Source organism: Lysinibacillus sp. IITD104 (assembly GCF_036698265.2).
In the GTDB taxonomy this organism is placed as follows: Bacteria; Bacillota; Bacilli; order Bacillales_A; family Planococcaceae; genus Lysinibacillus; species Lysinibacillus boronitolerans.
In genome coordinates this window covers 1,980,678-2,003,629 of the sequence record NZ_JBAHYH020000001.1, presented here as the reverse complement: position 1 = coordinate 2,003,629, position 22,952 = coordinate 1,980,678, and the positions used below count along the sequence as shown (strand labels likewise).

The 22,952-nt window shown below is 38.8% G+C and carries 28 protein-coding genes and 1 pseudogene; 9 read left to right on the top strand and 20 right to left on the bottom strand.

The window, feature by feature from the left end; all coding sequences use genetic code 11:
• Window positions 1-42: 42 nt before the first annotated feature.
• From V1L66_RS10080 to V1L66_RS10070, 3 genes are all read right to left on the bottom strand, one after another.
• Window positions 43-462, bottom strand: a complete 420-nt coding sequence (locus V1L66_RS10080) for a DUF3995 domain-containing protein (RefSeq protein WP_333003828.1) — start codon at window positions 460-462, stop codon at window positions 43-45.
• 92 nt (window positions 463-554) lie between these two features.
• Window positions 555-1,064 carry a TetR/AcrR family transcriptional regulator gene (locus V1L66_RS10075; protein ID WP_016993288.1) on the bottom strand — a complete coding sequence of 170 codons (510 nt, stop codon included), beginning with the start codon at window positions 1,062-1,064 and terminating at the stop codon, window positions 555-557.
• 199 nt (window positions 1,065-1,263) lie between these two features.
• Window positions 1,264-2,952 carry an AAA family ATPase gene (locus tag V1L66_RS10070; protein ID WP_333003830.1) on the bottom strand — a complete coding sequence of 563 codons (1,689 nt, stop codon included), beginning with the start codon at window positions 2,950-2,952 and terminating at the stop codon, window positions 1,264-1,266.
• Between the two features lie 93 nt (window positions 2,953-3,045).
• Here V1L66_RS10070 and V1L66_RS10065 point away from each other — a divergent pair, with 93 nt between their 5' ends.
• Entirely contained in the window at window positions 3,046-3,477 is a 432-nt protein-coding gene (locus V1L66_RS10065) for a hypothetical protein (protein WP_048392515.1), read from the top strand.
• Window positions 3,478-3,509: 32 nt separating this feature from the next.
• On the opposite strand, the gene V1L66_RS10060 is transcribed toward V1L66_RS10065, so the two are convergent.
• From V1L66_RS10060 to V1L66_RS10045, 4 genes are all read right to left on the bottom strand, one after another.
• Window positions 3,510-4,430, bottom strand: a complete 921-nt coding sequence (locus V1L66_RS10060) for a WYL domain-containing protein (protein ID WP_333003836.1) — start codon at window positions 4,428-4,430, stop codon at window positions 3,510-3,512.
• A 395-nt stretch (window positions 4,431-4,825) separates the two neighbouring features.
• Window positions 4,826-5,140 carry a YbjQ family protein gene (locus V1L66_RS10055; protein WP_004225046.1) on the bottom strand — a complete coding sequence of 105 codons (315 nt, stop codon included), beginning with the start codon at window positions 5,138-5,140 and terminating at the stop codon, window positions 4,826-4,828.
• A complete protein-coding gene (locus V1L66_RS10050; RefSeq protein WP_112118468.1) occupies window positions 5,140-5,631 on the bottom strand; it encodes a nucleoside 2-deoxyribosyltransferase in 492 nt (163 codons plus the stop codon). The genes V1L66_RS10055 and V1L66_RS10050 overlap by 1 nt, the downstream gene beginning before the upstream one ends.
• A gap of 12 nt (window positions 5,632-5,643) precedes the next feature.
• Window positions 5,644-6,078 carry a GNAT family N-acetyltransferase gene (locus V1L66_RS10045; RefSeq protein ID WP_112118467.1) on the bottom strand — a complete coding sequence of 145 codons (435 nt, stop codon included), beginning with the start codon at window positions 6,076-6,078 and terminating at the stop codon, window positions 5,644-5,646.
• Between the two features lie 183 nt (window positions 6,079-6,261).
• Between V1L66_RS10045 and V1L66_RS10040 the strand changes: the two genes are divergently transcribed.
• Entirely contained in the window at window positions 6,262-7,428 is a 1,167-nt protein-coding gene (locus V1L66_RS10040) for an immunity 26/phosphotriesterase HocA family protein (protein WP_333003840.1), read from the top strand.
• A gap of 116 nt (window positions 7,429-7,544) precedes the next feature.
• A complete protein-coding gene (locus tag V1L66_RS10035; protein ID WP_048392508.1) occupies window positions 7,545-8,579 on the top strand; it encodes a YdcF family protein in 1,035 nt (344 codons plus the stop codon).
• Between the two features lie 61 nt (window positions 8,580-8,640).
• Here the strand turns inward: V1L66_RS10035 and V1L66_RS10030 are convergent, their stop codons facing one another.
• The 9 genes and pseudogenes from V1L66_RS10030 to V1L66_RS09990 form a co-directional block, all read right to left on the bottom strand.
• Window positions 8,641-9,108, bottom strand: coding sequence for a hypothetical protein (locus V1L66_RS10030; protein WP_333003842.1), 468 nt, complete (start codon window positions 9,106-9,108; stop codon window positions 8,641-8,643).
• Between the two features lie 21 nt (window positions 9,109-9,129).
• Window positions 9,130-9,597 (bottom strand): DUF4259 domain-containing protein, encoded by a 468-nt coding sequence (locus V1L66_RS10025; RefSeq protein ID WP_333003844.1) that lies wholly within the window; start codon window positions 9,595-9,597, stop codon window positions 9,130-9,132.
• Window positions 9,598-9,772: 175 nt separating this feature from the next.
• Complete coding sequence (locus tag V1L66_RS10020; protein WP_333003846.1) at window positions 9,773-10,573, bottom strand: hypothetical protein; 801 nt, start codon at window positions 10,571-10,573, stop codon at window positions 9,773-9,775.
• A 17-nt stretch (window positions 10,574-10,590) separates the two neighbouring features.
• On the bottom strand, window positions 10,591-11,286 hold the full coding sequence (locus tag V1L66_RS10015) for a DUF4274 domain-containing protein (protein ID WP_333003848.1): 696 nt from the start codon (window positions 11,284-11,286) through the stop codon (window positions 10,591-10,593).
• A gap of 13 nt (window positions 11,287-11,299) precedes the next feature.
• A complete protein-coding gene (locus tag V1L66_RS10010) occupies window positions 11,300-12,961 on the bottom strand; it encodes a DUF6138 family protein (RefSeq protein WP_333003851.1) in 1,662 nt (553 codons plus the stop codon).
• Between the two features lie 65 nt (window positions 12,962-13,026).
• Window positions 13,027-14,088 carry a suppressor of fused domain protein gene (locus V1L66_RS10005; protein ID WP_333003852.1) on the bottom strand — a complete coding sequence of 354 codons (1,062 nt, stop codon included), beginning with the start codon at window positions 14,086-14,088 and terminating at the stop codon, window positions 13,027-13,029.
• 351 nt (window positions 14,089-14,439) lie between these two features.
• Window positions 14,440-14,988, bottom strand: a complete 549-nt coding sequence (locus V1L66_RS10000) for a hypothetical protein (RefSeq protein ID WP_026023421.1) — start codon at window positions 14,986-14,988, stop codon at window positions 14,440-14,442.
• A 335-nt stretch (window positions 14,989-15,323) separates the two neighbouring features.
• Window positions 15,324-15,788 (bottom strand): annotated as a pseudogene (locus V1L66_RS09995) (SDR family oxidoreductase); the annotation flags it as partial.
• A 95-nt stretch (window positions 15,789-15,883) separates the two neighbouring features.
• On the bottom strand, window positions 15,884-16,054 hold the full coding sequence (locus tag V1L66_RS09990) for a hypothetical protein (protein ID WP_016993274.1): 171 nt from the start codon (window positions 16,052-16,054) through the stop codon (window positions 15,884-15,886).
• Between the two features lie 92 nt (window positions 16,055-16,146).
• Between V1L66_RS09990 and V1L66_RS09985 the strand changes: the two genes are divergently transcribed.
• The 6 genes from V1L66_RS09985 to V1L66_RS09960 all read left to right on the top strand — a co-directional run bounded on the left by V1L66_RS09985 (window position 16,147) and on the right by V1L66_RS09960 (window position 20,541).
• Window positions 16,147-17,133, top strand: a complete 987-nt coding sequence (locus V1L66_RS09985; protein ID WP_376747981.1) for an SDR family oxidoreductase — start codon at window positions 16,147-16,149, stop codon at window positions 17,131-17,133.
• A 691-nt stretch (window positions 17,134-17,824) separates the two neighbouring features.
• A complete protein-coding gene (locus V1L66_RS09980) occupies window positions 17,825-18,049 on the top strand; it encodes a hypothetical protein (protein WP_004224247.1) in 225 nt (74 codons plus the stop codon).
• Window positions 18,050-18,308: 259 nt separating this feature from the next.
• Window positions 18,309-18,434, top strand: coding sequence for a YjcZ family sporulation protein (locus V1L66_RS09975; RefSeq protein ID WP_081011033.1), 126 nt, complete (start codon window positions 18,309-18,311; stop codon window positions 18,432-18,434).
• Window positions 18,435-18,795: 361 nt separating this feature from the next.
• Window positions 18,796-19,080 carry a hypothetical protein gene (locus V1L66_RS09970; protein ID WP_036076476.1) on the top strand — a complete coding sequence of 95 codons (285 nt, stop codon included), beginning with the start codon at window positions 18,796-18,798 and terminating at the stop codon, window positions 19,078-19,080.
• 87 nt (window positions 19,081-19,167) lie between these two features.
• On the top strand, window positions 19,168-19,644 hold the full coding sequence (locus tag V1L66_RS09965; RefSeq protein WP_312124769.1) for a GNAT family N-acetyltransferase: 477 nt from the start codon (window positions 19,168-19,170) through the stop codon (window positions 19,642-19,644).
• A gap of 156 nt (window positions 19,645-19,800) precedes the next feature.
• Window positions 19,801-20,541 carry a hypothetical protein gene (locus V1L66_RS09960; RefSeq protein WP_333003863.1) on the top strand — a complete coding sequence of 247 codons (741 nt, stop codon included), beginning with the start codon at window positions 19,801-19,803 and terminating at the stop codon, window positions 20,539-20,541.
• 62 nt (window positions 20,542-20,603) lie between these two features.
• Here the strand turns inward: V1L66_RS09960 and V1L66_RS09955 are convergent, their stop codons facing one another.
• The 4 genes from V1L66_RS09955 to V1L66_RS09940 are packed head-to-tail and all read right to left on the bottom strand — an operon-like array spanning window position 20,604 to window position 22,765.
• Complete coding sequence (locus tag V1L66_RS09955; RefSeq protein ID WP_312124764.1) at window positions 20,604-20,957, bottom strand: aconitate hydratase; 354 nt, start codon at window positions 20,955-20,957, stop codon at window positions 20,604-20,606.
• Entirely contained in the window at window positions 20,941-21,276 is a 336-nt protein-coding gene (locus V1L66_RS09950; protein WP_312124762.1) for a YolD-like family protein, read from the bottom strand. Before V1L66_RS09950 ends, V1L66_RS09955 begins: the two co-directional genes overlap by 17 nt.
• Window positions 21,277-21,287: 11 nt before the next feature.
• Window positions 21,288-22,547 (bottom strand): DNA polymerase thumb domain-containing protein, encoded by a 1,260-nt coding sequence (locus V1L66_RS09945; RefSeq protein ID WP_333003868.1) that lies wholly within the window; start codon window positions 22,545-22,547, stop codon window positions 21,288-21,290.
• Window positions 22,544-22,765, bottom strand: a complete 222-nt coding sequence (locus tag V1L66_RS09940; RefSeq protein ID WP_036077216.1) for a transcriptional regulator — start codon at window positions 22,763-22,765, stop codon at window positions 22,544-22,546. The genes V1L66_RS09945 and V1L66_RS09940 overlap by 4 nt, the downstream gene beginning before the upstream one ends.
• Window positions 22,766-22,952 lie beyond the last annotated feature (187 nt).

Below are 22,952 nucleotides of genomic sequence, written 5' to 3'. Positions count from 1 at the left end.
ATTTCCCCCCATACTGCTCCCCCTGTTAAAGTAAAATTACTGTTAAACTAACACCAGCACATAAACAAAGCTAAGAAACAAGCATAAAGGACTATACCATTTTGAATCATTTTGAGCAAACTTGGAATGCTTAATCGTTTTAAAAATACCAACATATTTAAAATCACCAATTGCTCGTAGCAAAAATACTAGCGCACAAACGATGCTTCCTACTTTTGAATAAATAGAGGCTTGAAAAAATGGCATGAAGCCTCCTTGAACAAGGATGATACCACTTGCTAGCATCAACAGCATTGCAACAAAGAGCGTTCCCCATTTTCTCGGCGTAAAAACGGCTTGTTGGCTGCCTTCTTTCATAGGAATAACAGCTTCTGTACCCCATCGACCACCAAAGGCCCAATAAATATGTAGGACACTAATAAGCCATAATAGTCCCACTGCGACAATTGATAAAATAAACATGTTCTACCTCCTCTTCACATTTACATACGATACCGTATGTTCTAGCGTTAAATATAGTCCCTCAAAGCTTATGTCAGCTCTGAGAGACCTTCTTATTGTATTAACAGCTTAATCATTTTTTCGAGATCGAAATGAGGATTGGCATCAAATCGTGTCATCCAGCCTATGTAGGTTAAATAAGCCAATCTTGCACGATCAGTGGATTCGTCTATGCTTATCCCATTTTTTTGATAGAGCGTCGCCACACAGGCTATTCGCTGCTCCTCTATTTGAACAATACGCGCTGCGACATCTGAATCATATTTGGCCCAAGCATAAATGCCTATCTCCATTTTTTTATTTTTGTGAAAACTTATCCGTAAAAGCTGCTCTAAAGTAGCATCAACTTGCTCCATATTTTGAATAATGGCCTTTGTTGCATGGTTTTCCCAATAGTCTAGCATGGCATCTAATAGTTGTTGACGATCACGAAAATAATGATAAAAGCTACCTTTACTAATGTTTAATGATCGAGCAAGTGCTTCAATACGTACTTTATGGATCCCCGCTTCTGCTAATTGCTCTAGACCCGCTCTAATCCAATCCTCTTTCGTTACTTGCATGATTGCCCTCCAAAAAAATACGCTAACGTATGTTTTGTCTTATATTACCACTTTATACATCACTCATCCACTTTTATCGTTTTTATGGCGTACATTAATATGATTATTTACTGTAACATGAACTGTTACTAGTCGTGGTAAAATACATGCACACACTAAAATAAACACTAATAGCTTTTTCATGAATTTACTCCTCGTCTTAAAAAGTATTGTCAAACAACTTTTCTGCAATGCCCTGTAAAATATCTTGCTCCTCAAATGTCATGAGTTCTTCTCTAGAGATTGTTGCCTGTTGAATCAATCGGTTTGATTGGATCGTCACTAGTTTTTCAAACAAGTTTCGAATATAACGCCCATTCGAGAAATTAGGGATGGTTTCAATCGGCATATGACGTAGCTGTGTTTTCATATGTTGGGCAAATGCTTCGCCAAATCGATAATCGTTCGTTTGACAAAGCATCGCAAAAATATCATAAAGTTCATCCGTGCTAAAATTATCAAATTGTACAAAATGATTAAAGCGAGATTTAAAGCCTGGATTAGATTGTAAAAATTCTTCTATTAGCTCTGTATAGCCCGCAACAATAATTACCAAGTCATCACGTAGATCCTCCATTGTCTTTAATAAACTATCAATCGCTTCCTTCCCAAATGCATCCTGCTTATCATTTATTAATGAATAGGCTTCATCAATAAAAAGTACCCCGCCCTTTGCTTTGTTAACGACTTCCTGAACCTTTAACGCTGTTTGTCCAACATAGCCAGCGACCAATCCTGCACGATCTGTTTCCACAAAATGCCCACTTGAAAGAACACCAAGATGCTTGTAGATTTGGCCAATAATGCGTGCCACGGTTGTTTTACCTGTGCCTGGATTGCCCGAGAAGACAAGATGATACGTAATAGGAAAGCTTGTTAAGCCATGATCCACACGCAGACTTTGAATTTTAATAAAGTTTATTAAATTATGTAATTCCTTCTTTGCATTCGGAAGACCTACAAGACTATCTAATTGTTTTTGTAGCTTGGCAATCTCTTGCTCGACTTCAGGTGTAATGCGTAACCGCTCATCGTTGATAAATTCACCACTATAAATAATTTTGCCTTCTTCATTAAAATAATCGCCTCGTCCATGTTTTTTGCCTTGAACGAGGTCACCAATATAGGAAGCTTGCCCATTGGCATAATAGAGCGTTCCTTGCCCTGTCATCATATCCTCTTTAAATTGCCCTTCCGCTTCTAGAATTCCATCTCTAGCATATACTTTGCCTTTACCATGCTTTAGGTCCTCAAAGAAATGACCTTCATAGTGGAGTGTAGTTACGCCACGTGCAAGCTCCTCAGTTGTTGGTGATTCCGTAGGATAATACAGCTTGCCAGCCCCTTGCATATGATGCCAAATAAAATCACCCTCATATTGTAAAAATCCATTTGGATAGTATTGCTTGCCTTTTCCCTTTTTCATGCCGTGGACAAAGTCACCCTCATACTGCGGTTGATTTAAATGTGGGTACTGTGCTCTTAGTGTTTGATAAGGCCTAATTACTTCTTCTTCATAATATAAGACACCATAGCCGTCCATTAAATCATTGCGAAAATGACCTTCATAATGGATATGACCATCCTTATATAAAATGCCATGACCCTGTTTTTTATTTTGAATGAATTCACCCTGATAAATGAGTTGTCCTTTCAAATACATAATGCCATTGCCTTGCTTCATATGATTGACGAATTCACCCTCGAATAATAATTCTCCCTCTTGATCAAATAACGAGCCTTTGCCGTCATAAATATCGTGACCGAAATCATTCTTTTTGACGCCACCTCGATACATGATGATTCCACTTGGGTAAAATAGTTCTTTTTCTTCATGATTATGTGTCATTTAATTGCCTTCCTTCATCATTTCAGTATATGCTCAATTATAGCGTGGAAAAGAATACATATGTGTGAATTTTTAGAATTTAAGGAGACCAGCATGAAAAAAAGATACAAACTACTTCTAGGCATTTTACTACCACTACTTATTCTGTATATCTCGACAATGCTGTTAACACGAGACACTGATTTTACAACAGAGGTAACAGAACGTCTCGAAATGGAGGAAATTCATGAGATTGAAATTATTCGTTCCTCAGATGAAAAAACAGTAACGATTACTGACGCAGCAGAAATCAATCAAATTATGCAGCCATTCAAGGACCTACCTTTAAAAAAGGTGTGGTTTTCGAATTCTGATTCTCATGAAGCATACTGGCTAACACTCTCAATTAATGACAACAGGGAAATTGGCTTGCGTTTGGATGATGACCAGCATTTATTCGTGTATTTATATGAGGAAAATTACATGAAAGATTATAAGCTCACTAAGGATATCGATACGACATTTATCAAACAATTGTTTCAGTAAACGTAAAAACCCGTGCATGTACGCACGGGTTTTTATATGTAACGATAATTTTGCTGCATAGCTTGTAAGGTCTCAATGATCTCTTCTCTCAGTTCAATTGGCTCTAATACCTCCATATCGGCTCCTTGACTTAACAACCACTCTTTCACGCCATATTCTAACACTTCTGCCTCAAAAACATATTCATGATTGTTTTGTGAAACTAGGTGGGCTGTTGGGAAACGACTGTAGACTATTTGAGGAGAACGGCCTTTATAGAGAAGACGGATATGAGTAAGGTCATTAGCGTCCTCTACTTGTAATGGATGTACAGATGGAAATTCAAAATGGATAGTCATTTCACGAAAATGCTGAATACGATCCATTCTGTAAACAGTTGGGGTGTCTTGATTATCTCCTATTAAATAAAAATAATGTGTTGAAAAGATAACAGCGAGCGGCTTTAAAATTTTTGTAGTTGGAATCGCTTCACCCTCCTGTAAATAATCAATTGTAATGACCTTTCTCTTTTGAATGGCTGTTGAAATTCCCCATATCAAGGACAATAATGACTTATTTTGATGGATATCTTCATATACAATTTTTTCATTTAATAACAGTTGATTGTCTGCTACACGAGAAAGAAGTTGATAAACGATCTCACCGATATCCGATTTTACGAGAGCTTTTGAGGCAATCAGTATTTTAACGATGACTAGTACCTGTTCTTTAGATAAACGATTGTTTTTTTTATGCATTAATTTATACACTTTTTCTGTACGTACATATTGTAAATGGTAATCTAGCTTAGCCTTTTCCAGATACGTACGAATTTCATCGATATCCCGTTGTATGGTTTTTTCACCAACCTGATGTGTCAATGCTTCTTGCTTCTTGTTGATTCCTTGGCCATCCATCAATCGATCAAACATCGATAGTACGCGATAGCCTTTGCCTTGTTGTGAATCTACCATATATCCCACTCTTTCTTCTATCATGCCCAGCTTGCAGTATATTGGCCATAAATAGCCCTTCTACTGATTGCGTCCAGATTTTTTGCGAGTTGCTCAAAAAGCTCCTCTTCAAAATCTGTAACCTCCGCTTGGGCTTTTATCTTGATTCAGTTGGTGTTTTGACACCTACTCCATTTGTGCATTCATCTCATTATCTATAAACTGAATCAAGATAAAACTTCTACTTTATTGGTATAATTTGTACTATACGCATCCTATAATAAATCACCATTCAAGCAGCACAATAGACTGTATTTTTGACATAATTAACTAAAATTTTACAGCATTTTAGATGAATGTGTCACTTTTTAACCATTGAAAAAGGACTTCCATTGAATGAAAGTCCTTGTACTCTTTTATTTGAATTTTACAGCTGTTCCATATACCAATACTTCGGATGTACCATCCATGACAGATGAAGTAGCATAACGAACGCCTACAACTGCATCTGCACCTAATTGTTTGGCTTCCTCTACCATTGCCTCTGTGGCAATTTCACGAGAGCGCACAAGCATCTCCGCATACTCCTTCATTTCTCCACCTACAATATTGCGAAGACCTGCTATCATGTCACGACCAATATTTCTAGATTGAACAGAATTCCCTTTCACTAGCCCTAATGTTTCCATGATATCTTTTCCTGCCACCATGTCTGATGTAGCTAATAGCATCATGATGCCTCCCCGTTCTGTAGTTTTTGTATGGCTTTCACAGCCTCTTCAATAGAAGATGTAATCACGCCATTGCGTTTAATTAACCCCACAACAAATAAATTACGATAAACAAACTGATTCTCTAGCCCATCTCGGATCAGTGCCTCTATTTTTTGCATATTGTCCCGCCCTTGCTGACGAACATCTGTTAGCACCCCAATAATGGGACGATTCAGCATCGAAAACGCACCTATCTCTGCGGCAACGCCTGAATCAATTTCCACCCCATCTAATACAGCTATCAGAACATCGCTATCCTGTAGCATCTCTAAATCTGCTTGGGCAATTGCTAAGCTATCTGCATAGGCAGATTTATCATTGATGGCCTCATTCTCCTGAGGTACGTATAATGCGATGCCTGGTACCGCCTCGCGAATAGCTGCTGCTAATTGTTCATTTACAAAACGATCGCCTAACGAAAATAACCCATTTGCTAAATATGCTTTCATGTATAAAACTCCTTAATCAATTGTTTTTTCAAATATAATTTTATGTCTGCCTTTTTCATCAATAAATGTTGATAATATATCGAAACCATGCTTGAGGTTGGTAATGAGCATGGCTTTGAATGTATTTCTTCCGTATGTACGAACTTTGTGAAAGCCTAAAGTCTTGATATATTCATGCTGTTGTTTCATTAATTGACTTGCAATTCCCTGACCTCGATGTGCTGCATGAACGCCACCCAACCAACTATAAAATATATCATCTGGATGTGGGTAGCCTAGTTTAAAGCCGATCAATGTGTCAGCTTCCACTGCCAATATGCAAAGAAGGCCTTCTTTCTTTTCTAGCTTTTCGAGTGGCAAATTAGCTCCATCAAAAACGTGAGCGTGGATTTCCTGTAATTGTTCAAGCCAAGCATAGGGTATGCCTTCAATCGTCACAATATGCATATTCATCACCTCTGTCTGTCATTATAGCAGTTCTATAGCCTGAAGAAAAAGGTAGGCATCTGCTCCAAAAGCAATTATTATCACTGCATAAAAGTAACTATTTTCCATCTAAGCTATTTTCGACACCCACCAAATTCAGTATACTTGACCAAAATACAAAACAATAGCTAGGAGGAAATCCGATTGACACCATTTACTAGTTGGTTAACGAATTCATTGCGCCCCTATTTCGGCCTACATACTTTAGAAGCACATTGGGAAACGATTCCGATTCGAGAGGATTATTTTATTTGCCTTGAAGGTGATCTCATTAAAAAAAGAATTTTCGTGAACGAGCATAGCTACCAAGAAGCGGATGTCGACATTTTAACACGTAATCGTGAAGTCATTGTCCCTCAAACCGCGCGTGGAAAAGAGAAGAAATTGAATTATACCAATATCTCCGCTGTGAAAGCTGCAGGCGTTGTTTTTTCTGCTGGTCTAGGTAATGAAAACCATCCATCTAGCTATATCACAGCTCGTAACACTAAAACATATTACCAGCTACCATTAACAGGCTTTGAGCATTTAACGACTAAGTCGGCTCTCTTGAATTGGTTAGAGCAATTTCCCTCCCAGCTTCCTGCAGATTACTCAGACAAGCTAGAAAAGCTAACCAAGATGAAAAGTCTACGCTATAAAACTGTGCCAGGTGATATTTTTCGTGTAGAAATCGATTTATTTGTAGATGGCTATGTGCTTGTCATTGGCGATTTACGACAAATGCAAAAGGATCATCTATTTGGAGAAGATAGTATTTGGCATAATGTAATGACAATGCCATTGTTTGTACGGCCCTATTTGTTGACAACAACAGAGCGCCTGCCTTCTCTTGAGGAAATCATATCTGCTCCATTGGCCCCTCAAACCCATATTGTGATGGATGACCATTTTATGCGAGGATGCTATGAAAAGATAGGCCATAAAATGTTAACAGAATCCGATATTGTATTTCCAATGGGCTATGGCGTGACACTAAACTATGGGAAAGAGCCTCGATATCGTCTATCCTGGGGGACAGGAACAATTAGTAAACCTGCACCTTCCACCTCCTATCAAACAGCTAGCCGTTTTACCAATCATGGTGTCTATGCAGGCGTTGCCAGTGATTGGTTGAAGCAAGAGGAAGGAATTGTAACAGAGTCGCTAGATCATCCACACTTCCGCGAAGATCGTCAGCGGGCACTCGCTGAATTTAGTTTTCCAGAAGATATCTCCTACGATGACTTTAATCGCCAAACGGGTGGATTGACCCGCACCCAATATATTCATTACCTCAATAAAACCTATTATCGTACACAAAAAAAATAGAGGGAGCTTCTAGATGCTCCCCCTCCACTTTTTCATCGATGGTTGATTTCATCCAATAATTACTTATAATATAGAGATATCATTAACCAACTTCCATCACTAGAGGTGCATTTTGTATGTATTTTGGCATTATTCCACTGATTCTTTTCATCGTTTTTCTTATTTCTTACTTTAAAGACCCAAGAAAAATGATCAACGGACTATTATTTAATCTATTTGTCTGTTCATTTCTGCTATTCTGCGTCATTCTATCTTTAGCATCTGACCATTACTTTTTAAGGCTTATTGTCATTATTCCACTGATTGCTCTTTTCATTTTAATTCCTTTTGGTATTGTGGCTTTAATGTTTGGTTTATTTTTAAATGCGAGAGTATTAATGAAGCGAGAAGGTAGACGTTTAGCCAATTCCTTAACATTACTTGTGGCGATTGGCATTTTACTTTTTATCCTATTACCGATTATCAATCCAGCGAGTTTGTTTTCAGTCCACCTCCAGCCCATTTTTGGTGGAATTTCACTCATTACGTTTTATTTTTTTATCCATTTATCCAATTTTTTATCTGCTTATTTTCTCTACCAATTCAATCGCCCTCGATTGAATCAAGATTTTATTATTGTACTAGGCAGTGGATTAATTAATGATAAGGTGCCTCCACTTTTAGCTAGTAGAATTCAAAAGGCAATTGACTTCTATCATAAGCAAGCAGCAGTGACTACTCCACCTACCATTATTTTCTCTGGTGGACAAGGTCCTGATGAAAATCTACCCGAAGCTGAAGCGATGCAACGATATGCAATAGAAAAAGGCATTCCCATTGAGCATACACTCCAGGAGAACCGCTCTGTGAATACCTATCAAAATATGTTATTTTCTAAGCAGCTCATGGATGATCGGAAACAGGGTGAGGCCTATAACAGTATTTTCACCACGAATAATTTCCATCTTTTTCGTGCGGGTATTTATGCAAGACTTGCGGGCTTAGATAGTCAGGGCATTGGCTCTAAGACAGCCTTTTATTATTGGCCAAATGCGATGATTCGTGAATATGTAGCGATTGTTGTAATGGCACGAAAACGACATATGAAAATGATTGGACCTATTGTAATCATTTCGATTGCGCTATCTCTATTCAGCTTTTTCTTTGTATAGGTTCTAGGAAATGGATTCGTACACTTTTTATAGAAAGTGTTACGAATCCTTTTTGATGCTATCATACCCAAAATTTCTTCAGCTGTTGTTCATATAATATCTCATAGTAAAGTTTTCGTGGATAGCGTTGTTCTTGTAATGCCTGATAGAGAATGGATTGACCTTCCTCACAGTGAATCCCCTCGTCACAATTATCAAATAGTTTTCGTGTCAGGGGTCTTACTAGGTGAACATCTTTTGTGTTCACTCTCCAGCCAAATTGAATTAAATCCAGCTGATCGAGCGGATCTCGATAAGTATCAAGTACCACACAGACATGTGGTTGCTGCTTATTCGCAAATACTAAAACATGTCCTGTATGAATGGATTGATCAAAATAACGTTCGTAAATCTCTGCTATCGGTACTTGGATTTCAAGCACATCCATGATCGTCTGTAAAGTTGGATGTGCTATATAGTCATCACTTGTCTCATCTGGATATTCAACCAACTCCATGATGGAAGCCATCATCCAAAAATCATAGGTCATTTCCAATCACTCCATTTATTATTATTGTGGCAAACGGTTAATCGCTTGTTCCACCTTCTGAATAAGATAGGCTAAGTTGGACTGCCATTCTGGCCAACTCTTGGACTCTTGCCATAATTCTACAATCTCTCTACTACCATGTTGATCAGGTACTTCATCTCGAATGTCCTGTAAATACCGCAATATAAATGTCAAAGAGCTTTCATCTACTATCCATTGTATCTGTACATCCTTACTTTCTTGACCATAAATGGTTCCCGTATTCAAATATTGACTATAAAGTTCTGCCAAAGCCAGGGCACTTATATCGTAGAAAAAATCTATATCCTCCAATGTTTTACCAAAAAAGCCTTGCTGTTTCATAGCCTGTACAATACCCGATAATGGTAGCTGATTGGATTCCTTATGCTGTTCCATAAACTCCTGTAAAAACGCCACCACATCTAAACCTTCATCACTTTCCAATGCTTTGTATCCCCAAGCACCCATCTCACTGCACCTCTCTTTTTTATTCTAGTAAAGCTCTGGTAAAAGTAAAATCTGTACATTATTAGTGCATGACCATGGCAGCAGTCCATTATGGTATGCGCTCTTAAAATGCCTTCGCTATACCAATAATCCTCAGCATCCTTTGGTCCATCTTTTGATCGATAACTGCTCCTTTTTATAGGTAGGAGCCAAAGTAAAATTTCATCTTTTCCTGTGAATAGCCATCCTGTCCTCTCCAAGTCGCCATTGACATAAAATCAGTTCCACGTCCACGCTCCTTGCGATAATCATCCTTTGATACGAGTAGTCCCGCATAACCCCAGATTTCCATGACCACATCTCGTTCATGTTGATTGGACTTGAAAACATCTTTCCAGCGCTTTTCAAGCTGTCTAGCTGCATCTGTGTCATTACAGGATTCTATTGCTGCTACCATCTGTTTTAAGATGGCTACGTCTTCCTCACTTACATTCAATGCTTCTTGTTCTTTCACTAGGCATTCTAAGTCTAGTAAACAATAGATGAGCCAATTGAGGCGAACCCCTCCCCACTTGATGCGTTCAAAATTAAGCACATTTAAATCTTCATTGACATACGTAGCATTGGACATGATTTTCCGCTCATTACAGTAGCCACAGCCACTATAGGAGACCAATGCCACAGGTTGTTCATCATACGTATGCATTGGTAAATTATGCGTAAGAGCCCAGCTCGATAAGGCACTGCGTAAATGTACTTTGCGCGTCGATAAGCTATGCAAAAATGCCTTTACCACAAGCTCCTTTGTTAAGAATTTCTCATGCAGCTGTCGCAATCTTTGTACACATTCATCATGGGAAATCGTTAATCGATCAAACATCAAGCCCTTACTTTTAGCATATTGAAAATCTTCTTCTGTATAGGTATAACCACCTGAACGCCATCCACCAGATTGCCAATAGGTTTGCATTAATATTTTCCTTGCTTTTTGGTCCATTATTCTCTCCTCGCTAGCTAGCACTTTAATTTTTCTTGTAAGGTTAGTGCCATCTCTTTCCATGGTCGCTTCCAATCGGAACTCGCTATCTCTTCCTCTGTTAGTGCTAGCCAATATTCTCCTTCCATTAGCTCAAACATGTCTATCATGGTAATAGGGGCACAAACTGGATTAGCTAATGCTGCGAGCATAGGCTCGGGGCCATCATCCCAGTTATAGCTATTGACAATGGCATGTAAAATAACAGCTGATGATACATTGCTTATGCGCTGGCACATTGTATTGAGAGAATCCTCATATAAAATGGCATCAGCTTGCTGTTGTTCTTCTGCATTCAAAGTTAGACGGATTGCACCTGGTGTATCTACCAATAAATCAGCTATTCTTGCATGCTCCCTTGCCGCAAACCAAGCTGTAGCGGTAATCCCCTCTGGCTCAGATAAATTTACACCCTTTGCAAGTAGTAAAGAAATCACTTCTTTCTGCTTAAACTTTACCGCTTTTTTAAGTGCTGTATCACCAAGCTTATCTCGTGCCTCCAAGTCTATATGCTGTGCCAAAAGAAGCTTGATTCCTTCATGTGGCATTCGATTTGTTATAAAAAGCATTAATGGTGTTCTCCCACGTGCATCTCGCTCATTTACATCTAATTTACTAATGGCCTCACGAACGACCTCTAAATCCTTGGATTTACTCACTTCCGTCCATTCCATTCGTCTACCCCCTTCAGGAATCCATCCATTGCAGTAATTTCTCAAGTTCATCCCTTATTGGTGCTGATTCTTGCTTTAGTCGCTGAGCAAGCTTCTTGGAACTACCGAATATTCGATATAAAACAAATGGACGCTGATAATCTGCTTTCTTTTCAAGTTCTTGTCCGAGTGCCACGAGCAAATCTAAATCCATGATGTCAATGTTCTTTATTGGCTTAGCTGATTCACTTGCACCAAGTAAAATAGCTACAAACACAGGCATCATCTCTACTGATAAGCCATGAGCTTCAAGAAAGGCTTCCGCATAAGCATCTTGCACGGATTGATGCTCTGTATCAACGAGTAACATATATCGTTGAACAAGTGGAAAATAATCCTTGCTATAAAGCCCTAATCCAAAAACCGCATAGGTGCTGGGCATAGCTGATTTTTCACTCGGCTCAACATCCTGATACCAAGCATATTCCTCCATAGCGAGCTGGGCATAGTCCGCTAATAAAGGGAAAAGATTTGGATATTGTAGGCAATTGGCGAAAAATTGATGAAGCTTTGATTTAGCTAACTTTTTAATAGGAAGATAATTTTTCGCTTTACTCTTTAAAGTCAGCTTATAGCCCTTTGGAAAACCCTCTTGTAGCAGTTGAATGATATAGTAAAGGGCTTCACGATAAGCGTTTTCCTCTTCTACCATCACTCGTATATCAATCGTTTGTAAAATATCATTTGCCTGTCCTTCGAATACATCCCGCTTTCTTATACTTTCAAAACGACCGCTTCCTTTTTCCAAATAATTAGCTGCCTGCAGCGAGCCAAGCTGCTTCGCAAGTTCCAAGTATTCTAATCGAGTGGCTGGCTCTTTTTGACCAATCTTCAACGCGACATAAAGAAAGAAATCTAGTTTTTCCTTCTCTAGTTGTTGTTCCGAGTCCTCTGTTTTCAATACCCACTCTTTCCTATAATCGCCTGCTTGTTCAAAATAGTGCGTTAAAAAATGCTCCTCTGCCCACTGCTTAAAGGCCATTGTATAATAATAAATCCATTTGTCTAAACGTTCTTTATTCGCCCGATGCTTTTCTTGAAGCCGATGAATAAGTGGTTCGACTTCCTCAGCTGTTTGATGGAAAAAATGTGGATTAACCAAATGCTTCGCAAGGAAAAATTCATCATTGTCACTTGGCCTAACTGGTAGCTCTGCCATCACCTTTGTTTCTATAAAGCTTGCCAGCACTTGTTTCGTTGACGCTAGTTTACGATTATTCAACAGCTCCTTTTGATAATGAAGCACCGTTTTATCATGTTCAAATTCCAGCACAACCTCAAAGCGGTAATCAAAAAATCGGGGACCGTATTGCTCAGATTGAAATACTTCCTCTGTTTTAGTACATAAAGCACTAAAAAGCTCTTCAATATGCTGGACATCTGTAAATTCTTGTATGTATGAACCCGCTTCCACCTTATAGGAGCTAGCACTCCAACTAAATGGCTCATAAACATCTATAAAGATTGTGCCATTAGGACTTTTTCCTTTTTTCCAGGCAACTTTCAAATATTGAAGGATGCCTGCTTGTAACCTACTTTGCTCTTTCAGCCCTGTTATTCGTTTACTCTCTTCTTGATAAACAGCCGTGATTTGCTCCCACACAGCCGCTAGAAAATGCTCTACACACTGCTTCACTGTACATCCTCCCTTTCTATTGTTAGAGAAAAATCTCCCGCTAAAGCCTTAGCGAGAGATCCATCTTATCCGATTGTTTTCACAACCGCTCCTTCTTGATTTTTAATATGTGTCTTCAAAATTTGAAAACTTACACCAGCTAAAGAAGAAATAGTGAATTGACTTTCTTGCGGTATCAGCCTCTGACTTAATTCTCCTACCGCTGCCTTGTTCAATGTGATCGTCATCTCTTGACCATTCTCTGAATAGCCTACCTGAGGGCCTGCTTTAAATATTATCGTTATTTGTTGACCGACTAAGGTAAGATCTTTATCTTTCAGAATACGTCCACGTAATAATTTACTAATGACAGCTGCTTGCTTTGCTCCAAGTTGAACAACATTAGACGGTTTGTTAAACCAGCTCTTTTTTTCTACTTCCCAAGCAAGTTGATCTACGAAAAGAAACCCCGTATTAGAGCCATCTTCCTCCATTCCTCGCACAACTGCCTCGGCAACTTCAGAATTTTGCAGGAGAGAAGTTCTTGTTAAATCCGTAGTATAGCTTGGTATTTGCTTCATGCCAGCCTGTAGTACACCAAGTGTATTCCATGTCTGCATCGCTTCTAACTCATCCTCTGAAATACCGACCATTTGGATAAACTCCATCTTGCCATTTGGTGTATCGATTTCAGCAAGCTCTGGATCATGTGTAAAGGCTAGTGCCGTTAATTGTGTGTCGGCATCGAGGCAAATCGGACCATTTGCATCCAAATAATCTCCCGCTCTGAAAACATTACCACTATTAAACACATATCTGCCCATATTCTGTAGTAAATTCAATGCCCAAGCAGGTGGCTCGTCCTCATCTAGTTGACGTACTAGTCGAAATGTTAATTCAAATCCATATCCACTATAGTCCTTGTTTTCAAATTCCTTTTCATATAGTTCCGAGAAGCCATATGTAACAAAATGCCAATGTGGAATGGATGTTTCGCTTTTATAAACACTAATTCCATCTAAAGGATCTTGTCCTCCTAGTGAATAGGGAATCAAAGTTCCATAATGCTTTGGCTCCTGCTCACCATATACCTGTGCTAATGCCTGATCAATCGCATCCCAGCCAACTGCTGCTATTTCATCACTCATTTCCATATCCTCCTTGCTGATATCACTCGTAGAACGTACGTATCTATATTTATGATAGCAATTTTATAGTGACTCTTTTAACAGGAATAGGACTCATTTTCCAGTTTCCAGCAACTAGGTTTATTGACATTCTATATGGGGTAAATATGACTAATATTGATGACGCCTTAGCTTGCTCGAAAAGTATTGGGACACCATTGAATCAAAAAGTACAATTTGTACATTCATCGCACCACTGATAAAGAAGGGCGTTTTCTGCTGAAAGATAAAAAGACAATCCTCTTGCAAAAGAGAAGATTGTCGCGTGAGTGTTTATTTTTCTATTTAAACGTCAGGTAGTGCATCTATTCATTAACCATATAGCATAGCTGGCTCACGAACTGTTTGTAAATAATCTGCCAGTTTCCCTGCAAATACTTTCTCTAAATACGGTAATTGCGCTAGGCAATGAGGCGTCATTAATGCTGGGTTTTGATATATTTTTAGCCCTCCCACCTTTAGTAGCGTCGCTACAAACTGGGAACAAAAATAAGCACGCTCACGTCTCACTTCCTTTTGCATCATCACACCAAAAAGTCCGATAAAATTATATTTATAGCGATCTCGATTCCAGTACATATAACGGACAATTTTCATCATGTCTAAATATTGATAATGTGATATACGACAGCGATAAATAACACAATCCGCACACTCAAATAGCCCTCTTTCTGCATCCTCTCGTAAAAAGCCCCCACTTAACGGATTGTTCAATTGCCTTCGACCAAAGCTATACATCTCAAATAGTCCCTCATCAAAGGCTATGGATGCATGATTCATCTCCTTGCCCGTATACATACCGATCGCTTTTGATAATAACGTCCCTGTTTTGGTTAATACTATGTAAATCGTATGTGCCATATCTTCACCTACTTCAATATTCTCTCCTACTACCAATACGTTTTAAATCTTCAAATGGTTTCGTAAATTTCCTTTTTTTATAATTATACATAGCGAATCTTAATTATTTCCTAGTAGAACCTGAAGATTTTCTTAAGATTTAATAGGCTGGAAGTGTTTTTAGTATTTGATTATGACGATGAAAGGATGTTGATTTTTTTACTACCTTTATTTATATGAGCTTACTTGTAGTGTTATGTGTGAGGGGATCGCGAAAATTTTTTCTAAGGGAAGGAATTCATTTATCCCTTTTATAAAAAGACGCTACTCAATATTGAGTAGCGTTCACTGAGTAATCATGCATTTAAATCCGTTATGGCTGGGACATTAATTTCTTTTACACAGGAGACTGCTGATAGATTAATTACACATTGCACAAGAGATACAATATCCTGTACGGGGATTCGTGTACCTTCATATAAATGAATGGCTTTTTCTGCTCCCTCTTCATAGGGTACTTCTGCTGCCAGTTCACCAGGATTAATGCATGTGACAGAAATTTTATCTTTCCTTAAATGTTCACGCAGTGCATTTGTAATGCCCCTTACGCCGAATTTAGATGTGACAAAAGAAACTTGTGCATTGTTTGTGTGATCTAAGCCCGCTGTAGATCCAATTAAAATAACCTTTCCCTGCTTTGCTTGTCTTAGGTTAGGTAAAAGTGCCTGAATATATGTAATAGTAGAGGTTAGATTGATATTGATTAATTTTGAAATATCCTCTACTTCATCCTTATCAAATGTATAATTATCTTCAAAACCATGTGAGAATATAAAAAAACTCCCAAATTAGCTGCAACAAGAAGCCATCGAATGTTGAAAAAATAACAACACCAGATGGCTTCCTCGTTTACAGGTTATTCATTAGCCCAAATCGGATAATATGACTCGTAAATTGGGTAGCTATAATAAGGTGGTCTTACGCCAATCGTTGGTGTTAACCAGGTGTCATTCAAATAATGGATCTCTAATGTAGACGCTTCATTTTCTAATAATCGTGTCACTTCTGGGAAAAATTCAACCTCCATTTTCAGTCCCCCTGTTTCCTTCACTGCTTGTTTGGATGTTTAACACAAAAAGCTAAGCTTTCATAGTATATGTTGAAAAGGAGGGATTGGTTATTACTAATCCGAATGACAAGGACTATCGTGAATTATTAGCACAAATCCACTTTTATCAAAAGTGGTTTGAGGACAATAAAAAGGAAGATCCGTACCCACAATATCCTGTCTATGGGAAGATTACACAATATAAAGAAGTGCCACTTACTCAACCTGAACAAAGACAATTACGCCAACCGGGATTGGAAAGCTTAATGGTCCCTAAGCCCATCATTGAAAATCCTCATTATAAAGGGAGTGGTAAATTAAAGGGAAAAGTCGCGCTTATTACTGGGGGTGATAGTGGGATGGGTGCGGCTGCTGCCATTGCCTTTGCGAAAGAAGAGGCCGATGTGGCCATTGCTTATTTAGATGAGCATGAAGATGCGCTAAGAACGAAAAAAAGAATTGAAGAATTAGGACAAAAATGTCTGCTGCTTCCTGGGGATCTTCGCTTTAAAAAACAATGTGTAGACATTGTTTCCGAAACGATAAACACTTTTGGTCAATTGGATATTTTATGTAACCATGTTGGGATTCAATTTCAGCAAAATGAGCTGACAGACATCACGGATGAACAGTTTGATGAAACCTTTAAATTAAATGTATATGCTCACTTCTATACGACAAAAGCTGCTCTCCCTTATTTACGAGCAGGAAGCTCCATTATTGGCACTGCCTCCGTTGTGGCTTATGCAGGAGAACCTTTACTCATCGATTATTCCGCTACAAAGGCGGCAATCGTAGGCTGGACTCGTTCCCTAGCAAAAAGCGTTGCCAAAAAACAGATTCGTGTGAACGCGATAGCCCCTGGTCGTATTTGGACACCACTTATACCTTCTAGCTTCTCCTCTGATGAAAACGCCTTACACGGAACCAATTTATTTAACCGAATGGCTCAGCCCTTTGAAGTCGCCCCTACATTTGTTTATTTAGCATCAGATGATTCTAGACATGTTACAGGGCAAGTCTTGCATGTGGATGGTGGCGAATCAACCAATTCATAATTGACGTAATATGGTTTAATGGCAGGACTTAATAATGAAAATATAAATTCAACCATAGCAGACAAGGAAAAACCACCTGTTATTTATCCATGTGGCCTCGGATTATACCTTTAATTAAAAGCTTTACACCCTTATTTCAATTACTTTTCAATTTACTCACAGTGGTAATGTTCTTAAGTTCTTTCACATACATTAATGTCGGGATAGCACCTTTAACATCGCCCCCAAGATGTTTTTGTACAATGCTATCCCTTTTTACATACGCTGTTTAGTTGAAAATTTCCCCAAGATTTTATTCATTAATCAGCCGTTGCATTGTTCTTAAGAAGGTTCTCCTCATTCCATCAGGCTAATAGGACTGTGCGGCATTTATATTAACTTGATAGTACACTAATTTTCCTACCCCTTTTTCGCAAATTCTGTCTTTAACAATGAGTAGATCTACATATCGCTACTTTGTCCTGTAACACTATGCATATTGTCTTAAATAGCCTTCTTCTTTAAATTTGAATTTTGTTAGTAGCTTCTTGGAGGCAATGTTTTCTACAGCAACAATTGCCTGTATCCTGATTAAACCTAATAATGAAAGAATAATAATTGTTAGCATCTCCAAAAACAGAGTGTACGATTTTGTGAAGATAAGAACCTCTAGCCACTCCTTTCATATATTATAGTGAAAGGAGTGGCTATTGTGCCTTGGCAACATAAAATTCCGTATTTAATCGGTCAGCCTGTTGGTGTTTCTTTTACAAATGGTCAAGGAACTTCTGGTGTTCTCTGTGGCGTATCAGGAGGAAAACTGCTTGTTCTTGAATATTTGTATCAAAGTCAATTTGCCTTAAAGCAGTACGACCTTCATATGATTCATGATGTGAACGGCTTTCCCCCTTGTCATACGCAGCAGCCGTTATACTAAAAAACATCCTAGAACGGATGTTTTTTTACATCGTGTTGAATTCCAAAACAATTAGTAGAATTTGTTTCATTATTCTTGATGCTATACAGGCTAACAACTAGCTCAAGCTACTATTCCATCATAATAATAAAGTAAAGCTTTCATCGCCTTATTCCGAATGAAGGGACAACTCAGTCATTTTTTCTAGTTGTAGCTTGGCTCACTAACGCTCCCCTTTTGTCCTATACATACTTTAGAAGAAGGAAAGGAGGTGTGTTTCATGAGTTACTGTAATTTCAATAGTTACTGTGGCGGGGACAATGGAAGCGGCAATAGCTCTACATTCGTGCTTATTGTTGTACTATTCATCCTTCTTATTATCGTTGGTGCTAGCTTCATGTGTTAATTGATCGTCTCAGGCTTTAGCCTCTGTTCCATTACAGAAGCTAAAGCCTTTTTACCATGAATCGCTACCACAGCTATTCAAATCTCCTCCCCTTTTCGTTTTTTTCTAGCTCATTTATTTTTACTCACAATTAAAAGTTAGTAATTTAGATAGATAACTATCTTAAACCGCTAGCTTCACATACTAATAGTAGTGTAAAGTTCTTGTAACTTTACTTTACACTCCTTTTGGTACTTGGGGTCACTTTCGTCCGAGTGACCCTGTTCGAGCAACGACACATTTAGTTTCTCCTTTTCCCTATCAAGCGGAATCATCGGAACATTCCTACAACAAATTCGTTTTTATAGGAGGGAGGAAAACAATGGGAATTAATTTAAATCTCTGGTCATTTATCTTATCTTTGGGCTGTATCCTATTATTTTTTCTATCAGGTTCAATGAAAGACTTCTTTGACACATATCTTCATTTCCATCCATTACTATTGACACTGCTCTTGTCTATTGCCTGCTTCTACCTAAGCCTGGTCGGTATGAAAAATGTTAAAAATTTAACGACCTTGCTTCGAGGAATTTTAACAATGGTCATTACACTTATTGTGATGATTAGTATTTCTTTTATTTTACTTTTTGGTACCCTTTTAAGTTAAAATGACCTACCCCCACATTATTTTAATACAAGCCTCCTTGACGAACGTTTGTTCTGTGGTTAAACTATTAGAAAAGGAGGCTTTTTTATGCAAGAAACAACGAATATTGAGTTAGTACATTTCTCTGAAAGCTATGTAGAGCAGTTAAATCGTTTTGAATTACCTGAAGAACAACACCAATTTACGGCACTTCCTAAAGAGATTTCAATCGAGAAGGTCGGACAGTATCCAATTGTGATTTTAAGTGGTGGCGTACCTGTTGGCTTTTTTGTTCTTCATGCAACGGACAGAGTACAAGAATATTCTAGTAATCCTCAGGCAATGTTACTAACTGCCCTGTCCATCGATCATCAACAGCAAGGTAAGGGCTATGCTAAAAGGGCTATGCTTGCACTTGCTGATTTTGTGAAGCAGGAATTTAAAGAATGTAATGAAGTAGTGTTAGTCGTCAATCAGAAAAATAGAGCGGCACAGAATTTATATATCAAAGTAGGCTTTGTGGATCATGGAGAAAGAAGAATGGGACCAATTGGTGAGCAAATCGTTATGAATTTGCCGCTATAAAGCAAGTATCACTCATTTCACCTACCATCTCTAAATTTCATTGTTACTCCTCCACGCTCTGGTATATAAGCTTTTCCTTCACGAATTGAACTGCTATGGGGCATGTTTGTACAGTATAATAAAGTCAATAAGCTATAGAAAAGGTGGCTCTCGACATTGAAAAAAGAGATGTGGCTATGGTTATTAGGAATTTCTCTACTAGCTGGATGTAGTGTTACTGTTCCAAACGAGACAGTAAACACCCCTGCTGAACAGGTTTCATCACAGCTGGAGATACAACATGAGGCTCCATTGATCGCTGTTTCCGAAGATGAGAAGGTGAAATTATTTGCACGGAATGAAGCACAAAATGAACTAACAGAGGTAACTTTAGATATTGATGGTAAGCGGAAAAATTTTGACTGGACAATCCCTGATACAGGAACTACGCCTCAGGTATTCTACACAGATCTGACAAATGATCATAAGGAAGAGGCTGTTATTATTATCCAAACTGGACGAGGGACAGGCCTCAATCACTATGAGATTCATGTTGTAAATGGAGAGGATTTATCGGAGATGAATGTCCAACATTATGAAGACATCGTTGCACATACTATTGAATCAACGATTACTAAAAAAAATGATGGCACATTAGCGATTACGATGAAAGCACAGGGAAAAGAATCTACATTTGATTATGACTTTGATCCAGCGCCAGATATCAATCAAGCGCAACTTGCTTTCGGTGGTGTGGTCATTTATACAGTAGAAAATCAAAAAATAATGTTAAACATCCCTGGATCGATTGGCATCTCACCTATTTATGTAGCCGATGTTCGGATTACCTATCAATTTAATCGTACTAACAATGAGTTTCTTGTTGAGCAAATTGATGTGAAACCTATCGAGAAATAAAGCCAGCCAAAAGCTGACCATTCCTGTCATCAGCTTTTGGCTTTTTCATCGTAGAGGTAAGCCTAGGCATTGTGTAAATGTTTATTTATTAGCTCTTCGACTTGGGTTTTTAACGCTTGATTGGCATAGCGTAGTACCTCATCATTACCTGCGGTAGCCACCTGCACATCACTAAAGTAGTCATCAATCCGATGCCAGCCAACTAATCGTATTTTTTGTTGGGCGAGCTGACGTTTTAATTGAAAATAATCTTTGTGTAGCTGCTTTAATAAGGCATCCATAGCAGGTAAAAATACACGCTTCATCTTAAAATGTTCCGCCACTGTTAGGTCGTGCTGCAAGGATTTCACAGCTAAATCAAGCAGCAAATATTGATGTAATAATCGCCGTTGCTCTCCATTAATCACATCCATCATCTTCTATACGAGCAGCATAAATGTATCTTAACGGGATGGGCTTCGTTGTGGTAATGGTTTCTAGTAACAGCTGCTCCTCGTTCATCGCTTGGATGGTACCTCCCCATTGCACATAGTTACCATGTTCCCATATAGTTAACATAATATAGTTATGCTGTGTGAATGCTTGTGTGATTGTTTGCTGTAATTCTTCAAGCTCCCATTCAGCATGTTCCCGTGGCAACTCTGTCAACATCTCTTGTTTCCATGCCTTCAAAAGCATTAAATGCTCTGGTAGCATCATCGCTGTCCATTTCATCGTTCCTCTATCTCTTATCATTTTTCCACTCCTTATGCTAAATGCCCGCCCACTAAGCGATTCCTTGAAATAGCTGTACCAGCGCTGGTATAGGAGGCTGCACGTAATAAGGCCACCACTCCATATTTTCTACGAATCGCATCCATGACATGACCAATGACCTGTCGCTGGTCCTTTCGCTCATCAAATAAATCAAGCTGAATGCTACGCTCTGGCTCTAAGTTTGTCAGTCTAACAGATAATTGACGTGCTGGCTCACCCGCAAAATGCTCATCTAGTAAGGCCAGACAAGTCTGATACATAACAAGGGTCTCATTGGTTGGACTTTCGATGGTTCTTGAGCGATGGAACCCCTTCGTCATCGCATTGCGACTGTAAGAGAGCCCCAAGCTAACAGTCCGCCCGACATAGCCTGCTTCTCGTGTACGTCGCATCACATCCTCACACATTTCTAGGAGTACAACCGCAATATCCTTTCGTGTGTGATAATCCTTCATGAGCATTTGGCCCTTTCCAAAGCTTAACGCCGCATTGTTCACTAATGGCTCACCTAATGTGGAGAGATCAATGCCCCATGCATGGTAATAGTATTGATTACCCATAATACCAAAGCGCTTTTCTAATTCGGCTAAATCGGCATGGGCTAATCCACCGACTGTTTGAATGCCCATCGCATTTAAATTGGCTGCCATCTGTTTCCCAATCCCCCACATATCAGACAACGGACGTACTGGCCAAAGCTTTGTTGGCACATCGGCATAGGTCCATTTGGCAAAGCCTGTTTTTTTTGCCTCTAAATCTAATGCTAATTTAGCCATCAGCATGTTTGGTCCTATGCCAATAGCGGACGGAATGCGGAACTTTTCATAGATATCTTCCTGAATCAATTTGGCTACCTGCTCAGGCGAACCCCAAAGTTGCTCTGTGCCTGTTAGATCTACAAAGCTTTCATCCACACTATAAACATGGATCGCCTCTGGAGGGACATATTGTGCAATCAGACGCGTAATGGCCATGGACATCTCTAGAAAAAAGGACATTTTTGGTTCAAACAACTTAATGTCTGGATGTTTGGGAATTTCATAGCGCCGATTCCCTGTTTTAATGTTAAATTTTTCTTTCATCACTGGTGATGCAGCCAGTACAATACTGCCAGGTTGTTCAAAATTACCGATGACGGCAATTGGATCTGTCAGCACATCTAGCCCTTCTAGCATGGCAATACAGCTTGCATAAAAGCACTTCATATCAATACAAAAAATATCTTTCTGTGGGAAGTCGTTGTAATTCATATCACCTCAGACTCCCGTTGGAGAATGGGCAGAAGTGCTAGAACATTGTTAATACGAAACGTACGCTTCGCTAGCCTTGTAAAGCAAAAGGCGGTAAAGGAATCACCTTTAATATGGATGATTTTCACGCGCCTTTTCGTAATGGCACCTGATTTCGCTATATACATCATGTGAACGATTTGATGACGATGCATGGCTTTTATCAACTGTTCTTTCATGTTGAATGCTCCTTTACTGACTCTGTTTGCGTTCATGTTGAACAGAGTTTTTAATAACCAAGAACAAACGTTTGTGTTTTTATTATACGCACATATGTTCTGAAATAGAAGTGGTAATTTTAGCTAATTTTCATCCTGACAGAGCTAGCTGTAGCTAGGCATTTGTGTAAGTCTAGGAGCACCTGAA